At 44.6% G+C, this 19,436-nt stretch carries 18 protein-coding genes and 1 pseudogene; 5 read left to right on the top strand and 14 right to left on the bottom strand.

Going from position 1 to position 19,436, the window contains the following annotated elements; translation table 11 throughout:
* Window positions 1-229 precede the first annotated feature (229 nt).
* Window positions 230-838, bottom strand: a complete 609-nt coding sequence (locus tag P7F88_RS18380) for a TetR/AcrR family transcriptional regulator (RefSeq protein ID WP_277827097.1) — start codon at window positions 836-838, stop codon at window positions 230-232.
* A 348-nt stretch (window positions 839-1,186) separates the two neighbouring features.
* Here P7F88_RS18380 and P7F88_RS18375 point away from each other — a divergent pair, with 348 nt between their 5' ends.
* Window positions 1,187-2,611: an APC family permease gene (locus tag P7F88_RS18375; RefSeq protein ID WP_277827094.1), complete on the top strand. Its 1,425-nt coding sequence runs from the start codon at window positions 1,187-1,189 to the stop codon at window positions 2,609-2,611.
* A 15-nt stretch (window positions 2,612-2,626) separates the two neighbouring features.
* Window positions 2,627-3,730, top strand: coding sequence for an agmatine deiminase (gene aguA / locus P7F88_RS18370; protein WP_277827092.1), 1,104 nt, complete (start codon window positions 2,627-2,629; stop codon window positions 3,728-3,730).
* A 54-nt stretch (window positions 3,731-3,784) separates the two neighbouring features.
* Here the strand turns inward: aguA and P7F88_RS18365 are convergent.
* Both P7F88_RS18365 and P7F88_RS18360 read right to left on the bottom strand, forming a co-directional pair.
* A pseudogene (locus tag P7F88_RS18365) lies at window positions 3,785-4,941 on the bottom strand (D-alanyl-D-alanine carboxypeptidase family protein).
* 81 nt (window positions 4,942-5,022) lie between these two features.
* A complete protein-coding gene (locus P7F88_RS18360) occupies window positions 5,023-5,274 on the bottom strand; it encodes a DUF1289 domain-containing protein (RefSeq protein ID WP_277827090.1) in 252 nt (83 codons plus the stop codon).
* 189 nt (window positions 5,275-5,463) lie between these two features.
* Here P7F88_RS18360 and P7F88_RS18355 point away from each other — a divergent pair, with 189 nt between their 5' ends.
* Window positions 5,464-5,895, top strand: coding sequence for an META domain-containing protein (locus tag P7F88_RS18355; protein ID WP_422128213.1), 432 nt, complete (start codon window positions 5,464-5,466; stop codon window positions 5,893-5,895).
* 130 nt (window positions 5,896-6,025) lie between these two features.
* Window positions 6,026-6,937, top strand: coding sequence for a LysR substrate-binding domain-containing protein (locus tag P7F88_RS18350; RefSeq protein ID WP_277827086.1), 912 nt, complete (start codon window positions 6,026-6,028; stop codon window positions 6,935-6,937).
* Window positions 6,938-6,957: 20 nt separating this feature from the next.
* Here the strand turns inward: P7F88_RS18350 and P7F88_RS18345 are convergent, their stop codons facing one another.
* The 5 genes from P7F88_RS18345 to P7F88_RS18325 all read right to left on the bottom strand — a co-directional run bounded on the left by P7F88_RS18345 (window position 6,958) and on the right by P7F88_RS18325 (window position 10,483).
* A complete protein-coding gene (locus P7F88_RS18345) occupies window positions 6,958-7,668 on the bottom strand; it encodes a substrate-binding periplasmic protein (RefSeq protein WP_277827084.1) in 711 nt (236 codons plus the stop codon).
* Complete coding sequence (locus P7F88_RS18340; RefSeq protein ID WP_277827082.1) at window positions 7,656-8,783, bottom strand: type 2 periplasmic-binding domain-containing protein; 1,128 nt, start codon at window positions 8,781-8,783, stop codon at window positions 7,656-7,658. The genes P7F88_RS18345 and P7F88_RS18340 overlap by 13 nt, the downstream gene beginning before the upstream one ends.
* Entirely contained in the window at window positions 8,707-9,384 is a 678-nt protein-coding gene (locus P7F88_RS18335) for a hypothetical protein (RefSeq protein WP_277827080.1), read from the bottom strand. Before P7F88_RS18335 ends, P7F88_RS18340 begins: the two co-directional genes overlap by 77 nt.
* A 116-nt stretch (window positions 9,385-9,500) precedes the next feature.
* Window positions 9,501-9,701: a DUF4250 domain-containing protein gene (locus P7F88_RS18330; protein ID WP_277827078.1), complete on the bottom strand. Its 201-nt coding sequence runs from the start codon at window positions 9,699-9,701 to the stop codon at window positions 9,501-9,503.
* A 101-nt stretch (window positions 9,702-9,802) separates the two neighbouring features.
* On the bottom strand, window positions 9,803-10,483 hold the full coding sequence (locus tag P7F88_RS18325) for a hypothetical protein (protein WP_277827076.1): 681 nt from the start codon (window positions 10,481-10,483) through the stop codon (window positions 9,803-9,805).
* Between the two features lie 129 nt (window positions 10,484-10,612).
* On the opposite strand from P7F88_RS18325, the gene P7F88_RS18320 reads away from it, so the two are divergent.
* Window positions 10,613-12,865: a YgiQ family radical SAM protein gene (locus P7F88_RS18320; RefSeq protein WP_277827074.1), complete on the top strand. Its 2,253-nt coding sequence runs from the start codon at window positions 10,613-10,615 to the stop codon at window positions 12,863-12,865.
* A gap of 10 nt (window positions 12,866-12,875) precedes the next feature.
* On the opposite strand, the gene P7F88_RS18315 is transcribed toward P7F88_RS18320, so the two are convergent.
* From P7F88_RS18315 to P7F88_RS18290, 6 genes are read right to left on the bottom strand one after another with little or no spacing between them, the layout of a single operon-like run.
* A complete protein-coding gene (locus P7F88_RS18315) occupies window positions 12,876-14,504 on the bottom strand; it encodes a GGDEF domain-containing phosphodiesterase (protein WP_277827072.1) in 1,629 nt (542 codons plus the stop codon).
* Window positions 14,504-15,571, bottom strand: a complete 1,068-nt coding sequence (locus P7F88_RS18310; RefSeq protein ID WP_277827070.1) for a protein-glutamate methylesterase/protein-glutamine glutaminase — start codon at window positions 15,569-15,571, stop codon at window positions 14,504-14,506. Before P7F88_RS18310 ends, P7F88_RS18315 begins: the two co-directional genes overlap by 1 nt.
* Window positions 15,568-16,371: a CheR family methyltransferase gene (locus P7F88_RS18305; protein WP_277827068.1), complete on the bottom strand. Its 804-nt coding sequence runs from the start codon at window positions 16,369-16,371 to the stop codon at window positions 15,568-15,570. The genes P7F88_RS18310 and P7F88_RS18305 overlap by 4 nt, the downstream gene beginning before the upstream one ends.
* Window positions 16,372-16,376: 5 nt before the next feature.
* Window positions 16,377-16,925, bottom strand: a complete 549-nt coding sequence (locus tag P7F88_RS18300; protein WP_277827066.1) for a chemotaxis protein CheW — start codon at window positions 16,923-16,925, stop codon at window positions 16,377-16,379.
* Window positions 16,912-17,421 carry a chemotaxis protein CheW gene (locus P7F88_RS18295; RefSeq protein WP_277827064.1) on the bottom strand — a complete coding sequence of 170 codons (510 nt, stop codon included), beginning with the start codon at window positions 17,419-17,421 and terminating at the stop codon, window positions 16,912-16,914. Before P7F88_RS18295 ends, P7F88_RS18300 begins: the two co-directional genes overlap by 14 nt.
* A gap of 15 nt (window positions 17,422-17,436) precedes the next feature.
* Window positions 17,437-19,431 carry a methyl-accepting chemotaxis protein gene (locus P7F88_RS18290; protein ID WP_277827062.1) on the bottom strand — a complete coding sequence of 665 codons (1,995 nt, stop codon included), beginning with the start codon at window positions 19,429-19,431 and terminating at the stop codon, window positions 17,437-17,439.
* Window positions 19,432-19,436: the final 5 nt, after the last annotated feature.

The following is a 19,436-nucleotide window of genomic DNA, read 5'->3' as shown; positions in this document are numbered from 1 at the left end:
TACATAAGTTGATTAATCTCGATGGATTCAGTATCAAAGAAATAGTTCTGTTTTTCTTAAATCAGAATCACTAATCGGTAGAGAGCGAATATTTGAAAAAAGGAGCATGATAAAAATCACAGTTCGAATTAATTTCTAACCGGCTTTATCGATAACCCGTTTTGATGTTTTTAACAGGTAAAAAAAGTACCATTTCTGGTACTTTCTCAATAAAGGAGAGTTGTTAGGCTTAGTGCATTACACGAGGCAAGTTTTTAGGTAAATAAGTGCCTAGATAAGCTTCTGTTAATACTACTGCTTCTCTTGCCATTTCTGGCGCAATTTCACCATTCTCGCGATAATTCATGGAATAAACTTTATCTGCCACCTGCAGAGCTATCGCGAAAATATTCACATCTTTCGGTAGCTCTGGAAGAACAAAGAACCGTTTATATATTTCCTCTACCCTCTGACCTAATACGAGATCGTTCTGCGCATCTTCATGCCGCACAGAGGCGTATGTGTGCTGACCGAGCAAGGTATGTTGCGCAAGAGGCGTAGAGCGGTAGTAGTCAACATAAGCGGTTTCGATCATTCGATTAATATCGGACCAGTGATTCACCTTTTCAGGATTTACGGCGTTATCCAGAACCTTAGCAAAGTCGGCGAAAATGCCTTTCATCAACTCAACAATCAAAGACTCGATATTTGGATAGTGATGGTACACAGTAGACGCGGCAATTGCTGCCTCCTTAGCAACGTCATAGATGGATATGGAATCAACCTTACGCTCAGAAGCCAGCCGGATAGCTGCACTATGTATTCTTTCAAGCCTTTGTTCTGTCGATTCTTTTTTCATGTAGAGCTAGTACCCCATACTTATGGATGTTTCAATAACGAGAAAGCGAAATGCATAGTACAGCGTACGATTATTGATTATTGTGCGAGCACTATCATTTTTGATATTTAATAAATTAACGAAGAACATGGACATTATAAGTTGATCAGAATCAATATTATTGACTAATCATCTAGCTCCTTTCCGATATATGGCGAACATCACGTCTTCACTGGATTCTTATTTCCGCTTTTCCGATAAGTGATTCTGTTAACAATCAAGAGCAATTATAAGCTTTATATTCAATGCATGGGATGACGTAAGGCTTCTCTATATAAAAACACGCACTCAACTAAGCCTGGTGAATATATGAATGCAAAAACATCCGACGGAAAAATGGGAGTCGGCAGCATCGCTCTGTTTAGTCTGTGTGCGGTTATAGCCGTTGATACCTTGACAGCTTCAGCGTCTATGGGCGCTAGTTCCATTGGATGGTGGCTGGTCACACTGGTTGTTTTTGTAATTCCTTATGGCCTGATCACCTCGGAGCTAGGTACCACTTATCCCGGTGATGGTGGTATTTACGACTGGGTCAAAAAAGCATTCGGTTACAAGTGGGCTGTGCGTACCACCTGGTTTTACTGGATAAACATCGGCCTTTGGATGCCTGCGGTCTATATCATGTTCGCTGGCATGTTTTCCGAACTGTTTTTCCCCGAACTCCCCCTATTCTGGCAAGTCGCTATCTGTATTCTGCTTACCTGGCTAACCATCTGGATTTGTAACGTTTCAGTCGATGTTGGTGTATGGGTAACAAACCTGGGAGCAATACTAAAAATTACGGTGATTTCAGTGTTGGGCTTCGGAGGCTTCTTCTATGCAGCTAAACATGGTGTTGCTAATGAGTTTTCATTTTCCTCAATGCTACCAAGCCTTGATACCGGGGTCGCATTCCTCCCTGCGCTCGTTTTTAATCTTATGGGTTTTGAGCTTGTCGCCACGATGACAAAAGAAATGAAAGACGTTCGTGATATGCCAAAGTCTATTTTCCTCGCGGCGGGGGTCACTGCCTTTCTCTATGTGTTTGGCACTGTTGGTATTTTAATGGCCCTGCCTGTGGAAGAGATTGGCCTGGTTTCCGGTATTATCGCTACATTGCATAAGCTGTTTGGTAATAGCGTTTTTGGTAACGTAATGATCTACGCTATCGGTATTATGGCTCTATTAACCTTCATAGGGAATATGGTTACCTGGACCATGGGTGCCAGCCGGGCGGCAGCACAGGCAGCAAACGAAGGAGAACTACCAAAAGTAGTTGCTAAAATGTCCGATACACATGACACACCTGTTGGCGCAAATATGATTACCGGAGTCCTCTCCACTAGCGTTATCCTTGCGTATGCAACCTTTTCACAAAGCAGTGACGACTTGTTCTGGTCGGTATTCTCCTTCTCAAGTTGTATCTTTCTTCTACCGTACCTGTTTATGTTCCCGTCTTATCTAAAACTACGCATCAGTGACCCGGACACGACACGCCCATTTCGAGTTCCCGGCGGGATGGGTATCCAATGGGCACTATGTATTGTTTGCTTCCTGACTATTTTTCAGGCCGTAATTCTATTTATCTTTCCCGACATAATATCGCTGACAGTGAACTGGGCATACAGTGCCCCAATCCTAATAGGTGTGATACTCACTATAGCTATTGGAGAATATCTGCTCAGATTGTCTATTGATAACAAAAGGGCTGTAAAACAAGTTCGTAGTAATTATAAACTCGCTCATGGCCATTAAGTAGGAGGCGTTGTAATGAGTAAAAGAGTAGGTTCCACGACTCCCCGGGCTGATGGTTACAGGATGCCAGGAGAACATGAGCCTCAGGATGAGGTATGGATGATTTGGCCGGAAAGAGTTGATAACTGGCGAAACGGAGCAAAACCCGCACAAAGCGCTTTTGTCGACGTTGCCAAAGCCATTATCCAATCAACGCCAGTTACCATGGTGGTGAGCGCGGGACAGTTTAATAATGCCCGCACAAGGTTACCCGACGAGATAAGGCTTATCGAGATGAGCACCGACGATGCCTGGATGCGAGATATCGGCCCTACATACGTGGTACATGATAACGGTGAGCGTCGCGGTGTAGACTGGGAGTTCAATGCCTGGGGAGGATTGGTCGATGGACTCTATTTCCCGTGGGACAATGATGATGCTGTTGCCCGTAAGGTTTGCGAAATCAATAACGACTTGAGTTATCGAGCCCCAATTATTCTCGAGGGAGGCGCTATCCACGTAGACGGAGAAGGCACACTCTACGCCACTGAAGAGTGCTTGTTACATGAAAGCCGTAACCCTCACTTAAGCAAAGAAGAAATAGAGCAGGTACTTTGCGACTACCTTTTTGTAGAAAAAATCATCTGGATTCCAGCAGGACTTTATAACGATGAAACAAATGGGCATGTTGATAACCTTATCCACGTAGTTCGTCCTGGTGAAGTAGTGCTAACCTGGTGTGACGATGAGGAAGATCCTCAATACCAGATATCCCGTGCGGCTTTGGATGCACTTCAAACTCAGCGCGATGCTAAAGGGCGCGCAATCAAAGTACATAAAATACCTATGCCAGGGCCATTATACATTTCAGAGCAAGAAGCGAGCGGCATAGATGAGTCCACAGGAATGGTAAGAACAGCGGGAGAGAGGTTGGCAGGTTCATATGCCAACTATCTGGTGACCAACGACCAGATTGTCTACCCATTACTGGATAAACAATACGACGCTGACGTAAAATCGATGCTAGGTGAACTCTACCCCGGTTACCTTATCACTGGTGTGGACGCTCGTGAAATCCTGCTGGGTGGCGGCAATATCCACTGTATCACGCAACAAATTCCCAGGATAAAAAATAGATAGCTCTACGATCAAAAAATGCCAGAGAGCCAAATCAGCTCCCTGGCATTGTATTCATTAAATAAAAGAGCTAATCAGCAACTTAACCCAGTCTATCAGGCGCCTGAATATTCCCCCTGGGCCACCTCTTCCATAGCAACCATAGGAACACGGTGAATCTCTTCTTCTCCGATTCGGTATACTAACGAACCTACTTCATCCCCTTTATTGATTGGCGCTTTAATCTTGTCATCAACCTCTACCTGAGCACTAAAATGTCGTTTATCCGATCGCTTTATAGTAAGAAACACATCTTCAGAAACACCTAGCTCAACGTTCTCTGATTTCCCCATATAAACCCTCTGCGATAAGACTTTATCGCCTTGAGAATGAGGCTGGATGGTTTCGAAAAACCTGAAACCATAGCGCATCAGATGAGCACTTTCTGACTCTCTTGCCTGAGGACTTGAGGTTCCCATTACAACCGAGATCAATCTCATATCGCCCTCAGTCGCAGAACTGACAAGGCTATAACCGGCTGCACTGGTATAACCTGTTTTCATACCATCAACATTCAGACTGCGATTGCTAAGCAGGCGATTGCGATTAGGTTGGGTAATTCCGTTGTATGTGAACGAACGTTCGCTATACATCGGATAGATATCAGGAAGGTCATTGATGATAGCCTGAGAGAGCAGCGCGATATCATAAGGTGTACTATACAAACCTGCAGCGTCCAGCCCGTGAGGGTTCGCAAATGAACTATTGTGCATACCTAGTTTATCGGCCCATGAGTTCATTAGGTCCACGAAAGAGACCTCAGAGCCTGCAACGTGTTCAGCAATGGCCACACTGGCGTCATTGCCGGATTGTATGATCATCCCCCTGTAGAGGTCTTCAAGGGCAACATCCTTACCCACCTCGATAAACATTTTTGACGAATCCGGAAAGTTACGAGCCCAAGCATTTTTGCTGATTCGAACCTGATCTCCCATCGAGATATTGCCATGCTCCATCTCCTTCCCCGCAACATAGCTGGTCATTAGCTTGGTAAGACTGGCTGGGTTTAAACGTTCATTGGCATTCTTTTCTACCAGCACTTCGCCGGTATGAAAATCCATCAGAACATAGCCTTTGGCGCTTAACTCTGGAGGATTAGGAGTTGGGCTGGAAACAGCATAGACAACAGAAGAAAATAATAGTGATGTGGTTAATAGTGAAAACGGCCTTAACATATAAAACTCCATCCGATAAGTGCTGGAGCATTATAGATAAAGACTTCCGTAAATCTTCGGCTGTTAATAAATTATTACGATTTACTCAAACATGTCGGTCTGAGGATCCAAAGTATCCGATTTTACCTCTGGCTTTTCTTTTCCTTGTAGCCTTTTTCTCCGATACCTCTGCCTGCATAGCTTAATTACATGTTTTTGTTGTGCAGGTGTCATGCTGAGCCAGTTAAAACGCTCTTCTCTTTTTCGCATACAGCCCTTGCAGTATCCCTTCTCATCGAGACTGCAAACCCCTATACATGGGCTGGGTACACTAAAGAACTCTAACTGCTCCAAATCCTATTCCTATATCGAGGTATAATTGCGTTTATGTAACTATTCAGCTGTTAGGTTAATAGTAGCTCAATATGCTAAAGGCAATATAAATATCTCATAAGTATCACTTTCTCCTGACATATTCCCCATCAATTAATCTATACTATTCAAATTATTTCCTTAATGTTGGAACAACTCAGGATGCAACATATGAAAAAACTGCTTGCGGTATTTACCCTTCCTTTATTGATAACAGCTTGTCAAAGCAACGGCGATGACGAGGCAACAATAACTGCAACCGATCTTCAACATCACAATTGGAACCTGGTACAAATCGACGGTACAAAATTCGAATCACAGGGAAACCTGCCTGTAGCCAATCTGGAAATTGGTGAGAAGCTGTCTGCGAATGGTAACGCTGGCTGCAACAACTTTTTTGGTCAGGCTGAATTGAAAGACAACCAATTCCGTATCCAACAGATGGGCATGACTCAAAAAATGTGCATGGAAGAAGAGATGAATGTCGAAATGGCCATGGGTGTAGTGTTAAGTGACTGGAGCGATATGATTCTTACTAAGGATACTTTGCAACTAAAGAGTGACAAACACACTTTGACTTTTGAGCTTGCAGACTGGAAATAAAACCTGCGCAAATTCTTAGAACAGTTTTAAACGGGCTTCATTTTTCATGAGCCCGTTTTCTTTTCACCGTTTACAACGCCCTCAACATTAGCTAATTTGTATTAGACTCAAATATGCATGAAGCCAGCTAATGATAGAACTCAAACATCTTAGAACCATCGCCTCGCTGAGGGAAACAGGCTCACTGACAGCAACTGCAACCTCTCTGCATCTGACTCAATCTGCGCTTTCCCATCAGCTAAAAGAACTGGAACAGAGGATTGGGGGGCAACTTTTTCTACGCAAAACGCGTCCGGTCAAGTTTACGTCTGAAGGAGAGATCCTTCTCAGGCTTGCGGATGAGATACTGCCTAAAATAGCGATAGCTGAAGGAAAACTGGCTAGCGTAAAAGAAGAGGCCCACGGCAGATTGCATATGGCGATAGACTGCCATTCCTGTTACCAATGGTTAATGCCTGCGTTAAAAGAGTACCAGCTTAGCTGGCCTGAGGTAACGCTCGACTTCTCTTCAGGGTTTGGCTTTGACCCTATACCGGCTCTGCAAGCCGGAGAGCTGGATTTAGTGATAACATCAGATATCGTTCTTCGCTCAGATGTTCATTACGAGCCACTGTTTGATTTCGAAATGCGGTTGATAACGTCCACTACTCACGAACTTGCCGATCGGGAAAAAATCTCACCTCAGGATTTAGCATCTCAAACCATGCTGACTTATCCGGTTAAGAAAACTCGTCTTGACGTATATAACCAGTTCCTGCAACCAGCCGAGATTGAACCAGAAAGGTGGAAACAAGCAGACAACACCTTAATGCTGGTTCAAATGGTATCTGCCGGATTAGGTGTGGCTGCATTACCTAACTGGGCAATAAGCGAGTTTTCAAGACAAGGGCTTATTACTAGTAAGCCTTTAGGCGAAGGTTTGTGGCGAAGGTTATTTGCAGCCACCAGAGCCTCAGAGACGGACAAAAGATACTTGCAGGCATTTTTTAGTACCGCAAAACAGCAATCACAAAGTCATCTGGAAGGAATTAGAACGGTATAACAGTATAGTTTAAGGTATTCCTATTGTTCTATGAGGTGTATCTTCAGAATATTCTGAGCCTCGCCGCTCTGGTACATAACGCCTAGAGTTGCCGAAAGTTCATCAAAACGTTCATCTGACATATTGGAATTACAAGCCATGTAGTTTATTGCGGTAAAAAAGGTCAGATCCGGCTCCAGTTGTTTTATCCTGTATTTATTTGCCAGAGTACTCGCGGTATGCGTGTCGGAGACCCAAAGTTCCACCCGGTCATGAATCAGCATCTGCAAACCATGCTCGACCTTTTTGGTTTCAAATACATCAAAATCATTCTCTAGCAGGTAATCAACAATACCTGTTCCGGCGAATCCTGAAACTTGATACTGCTTTGCGTCTTCAAGAGTAAACAGGCTTATTTTTCTTTCCGGCGAGCTGAAAAAAGCAAATCGATTGATCGCAACAGGCCCTATCCAACGGTAGCTTGCTTCCCGATTCTGATTACGTTCTACCGGAAATGTACAGGAGTCGACCTCGTTCTGTGTTCTATAAAGCGCCCTTCTCAATGGTTGCTGAGTGTAATAGTGAGGAACATTAGCTTTATTAAATAGTCGTTCAACCAACTCATAAGAGAGCCCCGATTTAGGCTGGTTTCCGGACACTTCAACCAGAGGGGGATAGTCATATACAAAGATTTTGACAGAAGCAAAAGCGATATTGCTGAACAGCAGGAGCAGGATAGCTAGTTTCGCCATACATCAAGTGCCTCTTGATACGAGAGTGTTTTGGGCTCCTCCTCTACAAGCCTTGTTCGCCAGGGTGAGTGGTCTTGATACAAAAGCTTCTGACGCTTCACTTCATCCGTGATCTTAGGAGTGCATTCAATATCGTTGTTGCGTGAAACTATCGACATTCGACGGTCCATTTCTTCTGCAAGTGAATGCATGCTCTGTTCAACGGTTTGCTCCCCATTTACAGCAGGCCCAATATGCTGCCACCAGGCACTAGAAAGTGCAGCATAGTCCGGCACGCTTAATCCTGTAGGAGTCCAGTGCTCTCTCGCCTCACTCAGGTAAAACTCCAGTAAACCTCCCCACTTTTCTTTGCTTTTGTTCAGATACGCTGAACTTAAATCGCTTTGTCTGATGGGCGTAACACCAGCCAAAAACTTTTCCATGGAAACACTTTTAGATACGGCAAATTGAGCATAAAGCCACGCCGCTTCAGCTCTTTTGTCTGGCGTTGAAGTCAAAATTGTCCATCCGCTAATATCCTGATAACCAGACTTCATACCCGGTTTCCAGTATTTTCCTCTCGGCGACGGTGCAACCCGCCATAAAGGAGCGCCGAAACTGTCCGTTAGGTTTTCGTTATACATTGAAGGAATAAATGCGGTATACCAAAAAATCTGTTGGGCGACATTACCTTTACCAAGATAGTCTGTTGCTGTGGAAAAGGTTAAATTTTTTGCTTCTGGCGGAGCAAACTCATGAAGCCAGTCCACATATTTATTAACTGCATATATCGCTGCTGGGCTATCCAGGGCACCGCCACGGGCAACCGAGGCTCCGATGGGGTGACACTCTTTAACACGAATGCCCCAGTCCCCCACCAGGTCTTGAGAATGATAAGGTGTTGTCTTATCTGGTATATCATTTACCCCAGCGAGGCTTAACCAGGAGTCCGATATTCGCCAACCAAGAGATGGATCATATTGGCCATAATCCATATGCCCCCAGATCGTTTTTCCATCAATCGTTTTTACGATATTGGTAAAGAAATCTGCGATATCTTCATAGGCTGACCAGTTTTTGAGGGATCCCGAGCGGATACCCGTATAGTTCCTTGAACTGGTTTTGTAACTCTTCACGCGAAAACCAGTCGTGACGATACCAGTACAAGTTGGCAAATTGCTGAGTCGGTAACTGGTATATCTGCCCATCCATCCCTTTCGAAAATTCAATCCCTATAAAATCATCAATATCCAGAGTCGGTAATGTGATTGAGCTCCAGTCTTGACTCATAAGCAAAGAAAGAGGCCGCGCCTGTTTATAGCGGGAGTGCATACCAATGAAATCTAGGTCGTTCACATAAGCGTCGTAGATGTTAATTCCCGTTTCCATCTGCACGCTCATCTTTTTCACCACATCGTCTTCCTGTGTGATTTCATGTATCACTTTAATTCCGGTTATTTGACTAAATGCTTTAGCCAGCACATTAGATTCAAATCTATGGGTTGGAATATCTTCAGAAACTACGTGTATCGTCATCCCCTGATATGGCCTGGCTGCACGAGCAAACCATAACAGTTCCTGGCTCTGTTGTACTGGAGTGAGTGTTGAATGGCTGAGGTCGCTTTCAATAATCTGTTGAATAAGCAGAATAAGCTGCTCGTCCGGCTCGTCCGCATGAACCGTACCACTTGCAATCAGAATTATCAGTAACCACCTGTGTAAAGGGTTCAAACGCATTAACTTCCCTAAAATAATGACAACTTTAAAAGTTTGTAGTTATTTTAAGAAAGTATAGGTTATTTCAGGATAATTAGAGAATTGGCTCTCCGCTAATTACAGCGAAGAGCGAGCAGTTAGCGGTCGTAAGATTTAAACTGGTTAGTTAAAGGATCGTACTGATAACCTAATCCATCCAACTTCCCGATTAAGTTTTCAACGTCCATCTCATACATACTGACAAGGTCTTCAAAACTGCTGCATTCATGGCGCAGCTTTTCATTTACAATCCCCAATAGAATCGTACTGTCCAGGTTAGTGACATCACTTAAATCCATGACTAAGGCTCCTCTTGCGACCAAAAAACGAAGTACACAAATATAAGAGTAGCCGGAATTTTACAGAAAAGAGTGACTGTTACGACGGTTTACAGCAAATCTTAAACCATAAACAGTGGCTGAAGAGTCAGACAGGCAGCAGTAATTAATACCAAAGCAATCGAAAGTTGAAGTTTTTCTGCCGTCGATGCTCTCAACAAATGCCATCCCCAGACAGCCGTTCCTGCAATTAAGGTGGCTATCCCGGCAAAAATACTGGTAGAAAGTGATACCAGCACAGACTCGTCAAGGTTAAAGCTCTGCAGTGCAACCATCAGCAACAGAAACATCACTCCCACCACACCAGACAAAGGAAGAATTTTTTGAAATGCATCCAGGCGTGAACGGGCAACCTTCAAGCTAAGCTGGGAGAAAACCGCACCAAGAACAATGACCAGCAGAACTCCCGCGATCTGAGCTGAAATATGAGTCAATTTCATCAACTCAGCACCCACAAAAATCGCAGAAAAGAGGTTACCAATAGCCAGAACCCAAATTGGCCCTTTATCACGCGTTTTTTTAGTCTGAACCTGAGAATAAAAATAGAAGACAGGTGCAGCAACACCGAGTGCTGACACATGAAGTGTCGAGCAAGCCAGCCATAGTGTTCCAATCGCAGGAAATAGCTTATGTAAGCGGCCTCTTTGTCCAGGGCAGATCTCTCCCTTTATCAGAACAAGTGTCAGGATAAGTTGTGTTCCCAGTAGCATAGGTGGGATAAGGGATAAAAAGTTATTAAACATGATCATTATTTGGCTTGGAACCTAAAACGGATGCCGATAATAACACACTTTTTCTCGCAAGCTATTTTGCGCTAGCTTCGCATACTCCATACCGCTATAATTCCCGTCCGCACAACCCGAGGTCAAAAAATGCACAACGATATTACCCCAATTCATCAACACAAAAAGTACTGGGCAGAATGCTTTGGCACCGCTAAATTCCTGCCAACCAGTCGTAAGGAGATGAATGCTCTCGGATGGGACAGTTGTGACATTATCATCGTGACCGGGGATGCCTATGTGGATCACCCGAGCTTTGGCATGGCTATTATTGGTCGCTTATTGGAAGCTCAGGGGTTTCGTGTCGGTATCATTGCTCAGCCAGACTGGAACAGCAAAGACGCCTTTATGAAGCTGGGTAAGCCAAATCTGTTTTTTGGTATCACGGCGGGCAACATGGATTCCATGATCAACCGCTACACCGCTGACAGAAAACTGCGCCATGATGATGCTTATACGCCAAATAACGAAGGTGGCAAGCGTCCCGACAGAGCGACACTGGTTTACTCACAGCGGTGTCGTGAAGCCTACAAAGAGGCTCCTATTGTACTGGGTGGGATTGAAGCCAGCCTACGTCGTCTGGCGCACTATGACTACTGGTCAGATAAAGTGCGCCGCTCAGTACTATTTGATGCTAAAGCGGATATTTTGTTGTTTGGCAATGCTGAACGCGCGCTGATTGAAGTGGCTCACCGTCTGGCCGATGGCGAGTCAATTTCTGAGATGACCAACATTCGTGGCACGGCAGTAAACCTACCGGAAGCGCCAGCGGATTATAAGATTGTCGACTCTTCCAGAATCGAAAAACCAGGCAAGGCTTTTATACCTGTTAACCCGTATCAGACGGAGCCGGATTGCGACTCTAAAACGGAGAACCCGGAAGAAGCCAAACCAATAATAGTGCGTCCGTCGCGCCATGATGCTGCCCGCTCTGCGGTAAGGCTCCCGCCTTTTGAAAAACTCAACAACGACCGAATTCTCTATGCGCACGCTTCCCGAGTCATGCACCTTGAAACCAATCCGTATTCAGGCCGCGCACTGATTCAGAAGCACGGCAACCGCGAACTGTGGGTGAATCAGGCTCCGATTCCTCTGACAACAGAGGAGATGGATTACGTGTTTGGGCTACCTTTTGCCCGTGTACCGCACCCGATGTACGGAAAAGCTAAGATCCCTGCGTACGATATGATCAAAACTTCGGTCAATATTATGCGTGGTTGCTTTGGCGGTTGTTCGTTCTGCTCTATTACAGAGCATGAAGGCCGTATTATTCAGAACCGTTCTCAGGAATCAATTCTGAACGAACTTGAAGATATCCGCGACAAGGTTCCAGGCTTTACCGGTACCATTTCGGACCTTGGCGGCCCTACTGCGAATATGTATCGCCTTGGCTGTTCCGATCCAAAAGCCGAAAAGAACTGTCGTCACCCTTCCTGTATCTTCCCCGGTATTTGTAACAAACTAGATACTGATCATAAGCACACCATCGATCTGTATCGTGCTGCACGCAAAGTTCCGGGTATCAAAAAAATAATGATTGCTTCCGGTGTTCGTTACGATTTGGCCGTAGAGTCACCGGAATATGTTAAAGAACTGGTTACTCATCACGTTGGTGGTTATCTTAAAATAGCGCCAGAGCATACCGAGAAAGGCCCTCTGGATAAAATGATGAAACCGGGCATGGATACTTATGACCGTTTCAAAGATATGTTCCAGAAGTACAGTCAGGAAGCTGGCAAGAAGCAGTACCTGATCCCTTACTTTATTTCTGCACACCCGGGAGCTGAAGACGAAGACATGCTGAATCTGGCGCTTTGGCTGAAAGCAAATGACTTTGAGTGCGATCAGGTACAGAACTTCTACCCTAGCCCAATGTGTAATGCGACCGCCATGTACTACTCAGAAACCAACCCTCTGAAGCGAGTGAAGTACAAGCAACGAGAAGATGTGCCTGTTGCTAAAGGCGAGCGTCAGCGCAGACTCCATAAAGCACTGCTACGTTATCACGATCCGGCGAACTGGCCATTGATTCGCGAAGCACTGATTAATATGGGTAAAAAATACCTTATCGGTGATAAACCTGGCTGTCTGGTTCCGGCAGAAGACAAAGAGTCGAAAACTCCGGCTCAAAGACGTAAATCAGGTCGTCACGGTGCCAATCGCTTTGCGACTAAGCACACTAAGGCTCAGTTTTCACAAGAAGCTCCGAAGTCTAAAGGCCGGAAAAACAACGGCTCTAACTCTGCATCTAAGCGCAGTTCTGGCAATAGTCAGGCTGGTAGTAATGCCAGGAATGGGGGTCGCAACAACCCCAACGCTAAGCCTCGTCGTAACAAAAAATAGCTAATAGCAATCAGGTTGATTCCTGATGACTTAGCAGATAATTGACAAACTCGTCCGGTAAAAGGGGCTTACTGTAATAGTAGCCCTGAATAAACTGGACACCTTTCGCTTTTGCATAAACAAGCTGGCTGTGCTCTTCAACTCCTTCAGCGACTATCGCTTTACCAAGGTTCTGAGATAGAGATGCAAGAGCGTTAAACACCATCTGTTTTCTTTGGTTAGTAATAACACCTGAAACAAAAGAACGATCAATTTTTATCTCGTCAAAACTAAGCCGACAGAGATAGCTCATGCTTGAGAACCCCGTCCCGAAGTCATCAATAGAAACCTTAAACCCTCGCAACTGAAGCTGAGACAGCACCATATTTACATAGGTGAAATTTTCTACAAACGCCGTTTCCGTAAGTTCAACCTTGATCTGTTCTGGGTTGATCTCACTCTCATCAAGGTACTGAGTTAATTTATCGATAAAATCGACGTCAAGTATCTCTACCACACTGATATTAATGGCAAAGGTATAATTGTTGACGTCAACGTCTTGTTCTTTAAGGCGGTTCAATACTGTTCCTATGGTTTTTATACTCAGTTTAGTGAGCTCTGCAATTTCTCCCAACCGTTCTGCAATAGGAATAAACTCGACGGGAGATACTGGTGTACCCTCTAGCTCCCAACGCATAAGACACTCACCACCTGCAACTTTACCTGTTATTTCATCATGAACGGGTTGAATGCACGTATAGAAGTCTCTGCCAAGAAGATCGGCGGCTACTGCATGGCGAAATGCATTTTCCAGCTTGTTCTGATGCTCAACATGAACCGCAAACTCTTCCTGGAATTCGACTAAACGGTTTCGATTATCCAGTACATCAAAGATAGCTATTTCGGCCTTGTTCATGCTTTTCTCAAGGTCATCGTCATCTCTTTCGCAATAGTAACCAAGGGCAACGTTGCTATAAAAATGGTTACCATTAAACTGAAACGGTTCGTTCAGCTTTGAATAGAGCAGCTCGAGATCAAGATCGCGGCTGTAATCAACAAAAACATAAAAGCTATCAATCGAGTGCTTAGCGCATATTGCATAATCCCACTCTAGCTGTACCCTCGCCAACATTTCCATATAGACAATATTGGCAACCGCTGTACCCCATATTTCATTGATTCTTTGGTAATTGCATATCCGTACACAGCAAACAATACCACTTAGGTTCAGATCTTTTATCTCTTTTAGAAAAGCCTCGCGATAAAGAAGCCCTGTATGTGGATCTTTTTGCGATAGCTGTTGATTAAGGCGTCTTGCACCAACTAATTCATTGATATCTTCCAGATACAGGATGTAATTGTCTGAGTATGGGATCAGCTCGACCCGGTACCAGCTTATTGTTCGGCTTACGGAGGTTATCCCGAGTTCAAATTGACCATGGCCTGATTCGACAATCGCCTGTTCCAGTTGCTTTTTGAATGCAACCATCTCAAAAGACTCATTAACAAACTCCAGGTCGGATGAATCAAATAATGAGTCACCGACTCCACAACCAAAAATAGATCTAGCTTCCTCTGAAATTCCCAATATCTCACTTTGATTATCAATCAGGACAAAAGCCACTTTCATCGCTGTAATCTGTGCACTTATGTTTTCCATTAAAACTCCAGGTACTTCTGAACTTGATAAGGTAAACTCCCAAGTGAGTAGACCTTTTGAACTCCGCCCTTGGCAATCGCCTCTTTCGGCATACCAAAAACCACACAACTACTTTCACATTCAGCAAACGTCATGGAGCCCGCTCGCTTCATTTCCAGCATGCCTATCGCACCATCATCACCCATGCCGGTTAGGATAATGCCTATTGCATTTGCACCCGCACTCTGTGCTGCACTTCTGAACAGAACATCAACCGAAGGTTTGTGCCGACTGACAAGAGGCCCGTCTTTTATCTCGAGAAAATAGCCATTACCCTGCCTTCGAATCAGAAGGTGTTTACCTCCCGGAGCAATATAAACGCAACCTTGCCCCATCTTAGCGCCATTTTTGGCCTCCATAACCGAGTGTGGTGTACTGATAGCAAGCCTTTGTGCAAAGGCGCTAGTGAAGGCTTCTGGCATGTGTTGAACTATTGCTATTGGCGGGCTCTTTACTGGCATGTTTTTAAGAAAACTCAATATGGCCTCGGTTCCCCCCGTGGAAGCACCAATAACAATGATCTGCTCCGTCACTACTTTGACTTTGCTCTCCGCCGGCTCGATAACGGAATCAGGAGCAATCTTTTCCCGATACGAGTTTTCTGCCAGAAACTTGAGTTTCTTAACCTTTGCCCTGCCAGCAGCTTTAATTGCATCGAGTATCTCTCTGGTCCCAGTGCTATTCAAAAAACCTGACAAATTTGTGTTCGGCTTATTCACCACTTCAACAGCCCCTGAAGACAGAGCTTCAAGGCTTCTGGCGGCTCCCTTTTCAGTTAGTGTAGAACAGATAACGACGGGCGTAGGTCGTTCGCTCATGATTTGCTTAAGAAAGGTGATGCCATCCATTTTTGGCATCTCGATATCGAGTAAAATGACGTCTGGCCAGTTTTTTTCCATTTTTCGTCTGGCAATCAGAGGATCCGGGGCTGAGCCGGAAAGACAAACTTCGCCGTCTTTGCTAATGGCCTCGGACATTAATTGCCGCATCACGGCCGAGTCATCGATTACGAAGACATTTATTCTCATTTAGTCACCTTCCTGTATACACAAGGTGCCACTGCCTCAATATCTATCCTTTTTTTACGCAACCCTTCAGAATGACCAACAAACAGCAATCCCCCTTTATTAAGGCGAGATATTACGTTATCCAGTATCTGTTGTTGTTTAGTTTCGCTGAAATAGATAAGCACGTTCCTGAGAAAAATGATGTCAAAGTTTGTCACTATTACATTTAAATCTAGCAGGTTATCGGCATAAAACTGGCAAAATCGACGAATTGATTTACATATAATGAAACTGCCGTGACGCTCACCAACCCCTTTTAAGCAGTAGCTCATCCGATACGGTTTTGGGATCTTACTGGCCGTTGATATCGCGTAGTGACCTTGTTTCGCTAGAGTTACCGCGGTCTCAGACACATCCGTACCGGTTACTCCCCAGTTCCCAGGTTGAAACAGATCGTCCAATACCATTCCGAGGCTATACACCTCCTCTCCTGTAGAACAGGCAGCGCACCACGCCTTTATCGGATAATGGCGATTCTTAGACTTCAGAAAATACTCTTTTAAAAACTCAAACTGTTCTGATTCACGGAAGAAATAGGTTTCATGAGTGGTCAACCTATCGATAAACACTGATAATTCAGCCCCTCCCTCAACGGAGCCAACCTTTACCAGATACTCATGGAAAGATTGACAGCCAAGAGCTTTAACTCTTGAAATCAATCGATTAAGAGCCAGATCCTTTTTCTGGCTACTCAGTACAATTCCTGTATTAAGCTCTAAAATCTTGTTTATCTGTTTGAAATCATGTTCGGAGAGCCTCATAAGGTTCACCGACTATAATTGTAGAAAAAATGGTCCTGACTGGATTTTATTGCCTGATTTATCTCTTTCACGTTCAAAAATGCCTCCATATCCAGTAAAGCACAAAGCCGATTTTTGACCCGCACCATATGCCAAATAAATTTTCGAGGAATATTGGAACCAAACGAAGGGGGATTTGAAATCTGGGACAATTCAACCGACTCAATAGATGATACCCGGCTAACTAAAATGCCAAGGGTCATTACCTCATCGCTATTCTCTGGTTGCATTTCATAGATGACGACACAGCTATATCTGTCATATTCTGAGTCCTTCTCCAGCCTCAGACGTTTAGCAGCATTGATCACCGGAACAACACTACCCCGAACATTAATTACCCCTTGAATGTAGTCTGTGCACATAGGAACAGTGGTGATACGGGCATACTCAATCACCTCCCGGACCGACTTAATGGGTATGCCATAAGTTTCGTCACAAATTTGCACTAACAAAAAACGTCTCTGCTCAAAATCAATCAACGTATCTGGCTCTGTCTCAGACTTAGTATGCGTCATTCATCACTTCCCCCAGCAAATCCATATCCCTAACCGTTAGCAGCTCGTCTACTTCTACGATTGCCAACAATCTCTCATCCGATTTAGCGAGCCCTTTAACAAACCTATTCTCCAGCTGACCACCTAACGAGGGCACCTCATCAATATTTTGTACATCCAAATCCAGGACACGAGTCACCATATCTACCATCAAACCAATAACCAGAATCTGCTGGTCTCTCTGCACTTCTACGATGACAATACAGGTTCTGCTATTAACCGCCTGCTGTTCCATCCCAAATCGGATTGCCAGGGAAATAACTGGTATTACTTCTCCCCGAAGGTTTATCGCTCCCACTATGAATGCTGGAGCCATTGGTATGCTATCAACCTCTACATACTCCATAATCTCCCTCACTATAGAGATCGGCAGAGAGTAGTTCCGCTGGTTGATTTCAAAAACCAGATACTTTTCTTTGAAAGACTCTTCAATTCCAGTCGGCAGATTTATCGACATCTCTATCTCCTGCAATTACTGGTCAAACGGCACGTACCCATCTTCTGCTGTCGCCATGCCCCCTGATTTACTTTCGCCCTTTATATAATGATGCCTGAGATTAAAGCCTCTCTCTTCACTCGTCAGCTTGAAGTAACCCACTGTATTGCGAATCTCTGTTGTCTGGTCCTGAACCATTTTGGCTGTAGACGCCAGCTCTTCCGATGCTGACGCATTTTGTTGAGCGATTTCATCCAATTGGCTTACCGTACGATTAATTTCTGCGACGCTGGTACTCTGCTCTGTCGATGCTGCGGTGATTTCCTGTACTAAATCAGCCGTTTTGCCTATGTTTGGCACCATACGATCCAGCATATCACCCGCATGCTGAGCAATTCGGACACTGCTATCGGCAAGGCTACTTATCTCCTGTGCAGCAAACTGACTGCGTTCAGCAAGCTTCCGTACCTCATCTGCTACAACAGCAAAGCCCTTGCCATGCTCGCCGGCTCTGGCGGCTTCAATCGCCGCATTCAACGCTAACAAGTTGGTCTTGTAGGCAATATCTTCGATGATGCCTATTTTCTCTGCGATGGCGGACATAGCAGCCACCGTATCTTTTACCGCTTTACCACCGTCGTTTGCTTCGACACTGGACTGAGTAGCAATATCGTTGGTCATCTTAGAGTTTTCAGTGTTCATAGAGATAGATGAACTCATCTGATCCAATGATGCGCTGGTTTCTTCGACACTCGCCGCTAACTGATTTGACGTGGAGCTGAGCATGCGGGAGGTGACACTCACCTCGTTGGTACTGTGTGCGATGGATTCAACCGACTCTTGAATATCAAGCAAGATGTTTTGCAGGCGCTCAATGAATCCATTGAAGCTCTGTGCCGTCTCTCCTATTTCATCATTGCCAAAATCAGGAATTCGACGGGTCAAATCGCCTTCACCGGAGCGTAAATCTTCTGCTGCATCAGCAAGCGCATTGATGGGCAATACGATCCCTTTAATCAGGAAGAGTGCAATCGCAAAAGCTAGAATAATAGCGACGACCAACATTCCCCATACTAAGGAGATACTATCACTCGCTTCATTCACCAGTGTATTTAAAGACTCTCTACCCTGAGTGATGGCATCAGCACTTATCTTGTCCAGAATTTCTTCTAACTTTTTAAATGCGTCATGCTCTAGTCGATCAATTTCTATCGCAGCATTAATTTTGTCTCTTGGGTTGTATATATCAAAAATCTCTTTGCCGCCGTTATAGAGCTCCATGTACATGCGCTCGACTTCACTCAGATTTTTAATCTCTATCGGTTTACGTTCGATCGCCTTAATATCGACCAGGAAGCCAGCAAAAACTCGCGCATCTTTTTCAAAAGCATTGACAGCTCCCAACTCACCTCGCATATACGCGTTGAGCGATGCCATCATATCGCCTTCTTCATCAATCAATTCAAGGTAATATCGAACACCAGGCAAGTCATCATTAACCACCTCGTTAAAGTCTCCACTCGTCCCCGCATCCGCTACCTCCTCTTCTTTTAGTGTGTCTAGAAGCAGCTCTAAAGGTACCGCGAACTCCTCTTGCAAGTAGTTATATTTATCAACCGCTAACTGCTCACGTTCCGGATCGAAGGTGTTGAAAATCAAGTTCTGAGAATCGTTATAGTATCGATTAGAAAGGTCTTCAATCTGTCGTATGACAACTGGATCAATACTATCCAGCCTTTTCAGTCGTTCGAAAAAGGAAACAAACTCAGTGTAGTTAGCCCTGAAGTCATCCTTCTCTTCTGATTCACCAGTAATAAATTCCAGTACGTTGGAATTCATATCGCCAAGCTCGTCTAACATGCTCAACGATAAAATCGCCTCTGGTATATCCTGCTCACCGACCCCTACAGCGTATTTTTCAATACTGCCGTTTTTGACCTGCACAGATATTGCAATCATAAGAAGCAACAACGCCATCATACACATCGCAACGGTTATCTTATTCCGGATTGTTAAGCTTTTCCGCATCATCCTTC

It is taken from the genome of Vibrio hannami (assembly GCF_029589055.1).
Taxonomy (GTDB): Bacteria; Pseudomonadota; Gammaproteobacteria; order Enterobacterales; family Vibrionaceae; genus Vibrio; species Vibrio hannami.
Note: the sequence above shows the minus strand (reverse complement) of the source record. Positions and strands in the feature narration are given on the sequence as shown.

Bases quoted from the DNA above. Each gene is read 5' to 3' on its own strand.
- P7F88_RS18380 (WP_277827097.1), bottom strand. From the start codon at position 838: ATGAAAAAAGAATCGACAGAACAAAGGCTTGAAAGAATACATAGTGCA.
- P7F88_RS18375 (WP_277827094.1), top strand. From the start codon at position 1,187: ATGAATGCAAAAACATCCGACGGAAAAATGGGAGTCGGCAGCATCGCT.
- aguA (WP_277827092.1), top strand. From the start codon at position 2,627: ATGAGTAAAAGAGTAGGTTCCACGACTCCCCGGGCTGATGGTTACAGG.
- P7F88_RS18355 (WP_422128213.1), top strand. From the start codon at position 5,464: ATGAAAAAACTGCTTGCGGTATTTACCCTTCCTTTATTGATAACAGCT.
- P7F88_RS18350 (WP_277827086.1), top strand. From the start codon at position 6,026: ATGATAGAACTCAAACATCTTAGAACCATCGCCTCGCTGAGGGAAACA.
- P7F88_RS18345 (WP_277827084.1), bottom strand. From the start codon at position 7,668: ATGGCGAAACTAGCTATCCTGCTCCTGCTGTTCAGCAATATCGCTTTT.
- P7F88_RS18335 (WP_277827080.1), bottom strand. From the start codon at position 9,384: ATGCGTTTGAACCCTTTACACAGGTGGTTACTGATAATTCTGATTGCA.
- P7F88_RS18330 (WP_277827078.1), bottom strand. From the start codon at position 9,701: ATGGATTTAAGTGATGTCACTAACCTGGACAGTACGATTCTATTGGGG.
- P7F88_RS18325 (WP_277827076.1), bottom strand. From the start codon at position 10,483: ATGTTTAATAACTTTTTATCCCTTATCCCACCTATGCTACTGGGAACA.
- P7F88_RS18320 (WP_277827074.1), top strand. From the start codon at position 10,613: ATGCACAACGATATTACCCCAATTCATCAACACAAAAAGTACTGGGCA.
- P7F88_RS18315 (WP_277827072.1), bottom strand. From the start codon at position 14,504: ATGGAAAACATAAGTGCACAGATTACAGCGATGAAAGTGGCTTTTGTC.
- P7F88_RS18310 (WP_277827070.1), bottom strand. From the start codon at position 15,571: ATGAGAATAAATGTCTTCGTAATCGATGACTCGGCCGTGATGCGGCAA.
- P7F88_RS18305 (WP_277827068.1), bottom strand. From the start codon at position 16,371: ATGAGGCTCTCCGAACATGATTTCAAACAGATAAACAAGATTTTAGAG.
- P7F88_RS18300 (WP_277827066.1), bottom strand. From the start codon at position 16,925: ATGACGCATACTAAGTCTGAGACAGAGCCAGATACGTTGATTGATTTT.
- P7F88_RS18295 (WP_277827064.1), bottom strand. From the start codon at position 17,421: ATGTCGATAAATCTGCCGACTGGAATTGAAGAGTCTTTCAAAGAAAAG.
- P7F88_RS18290 (WP_277827062.1), bottom strand. From the start codon at position 19,431: ATGATGCGGAAAAGCTTAACAATCCGGAATAAGATAACCGTTGCGATG.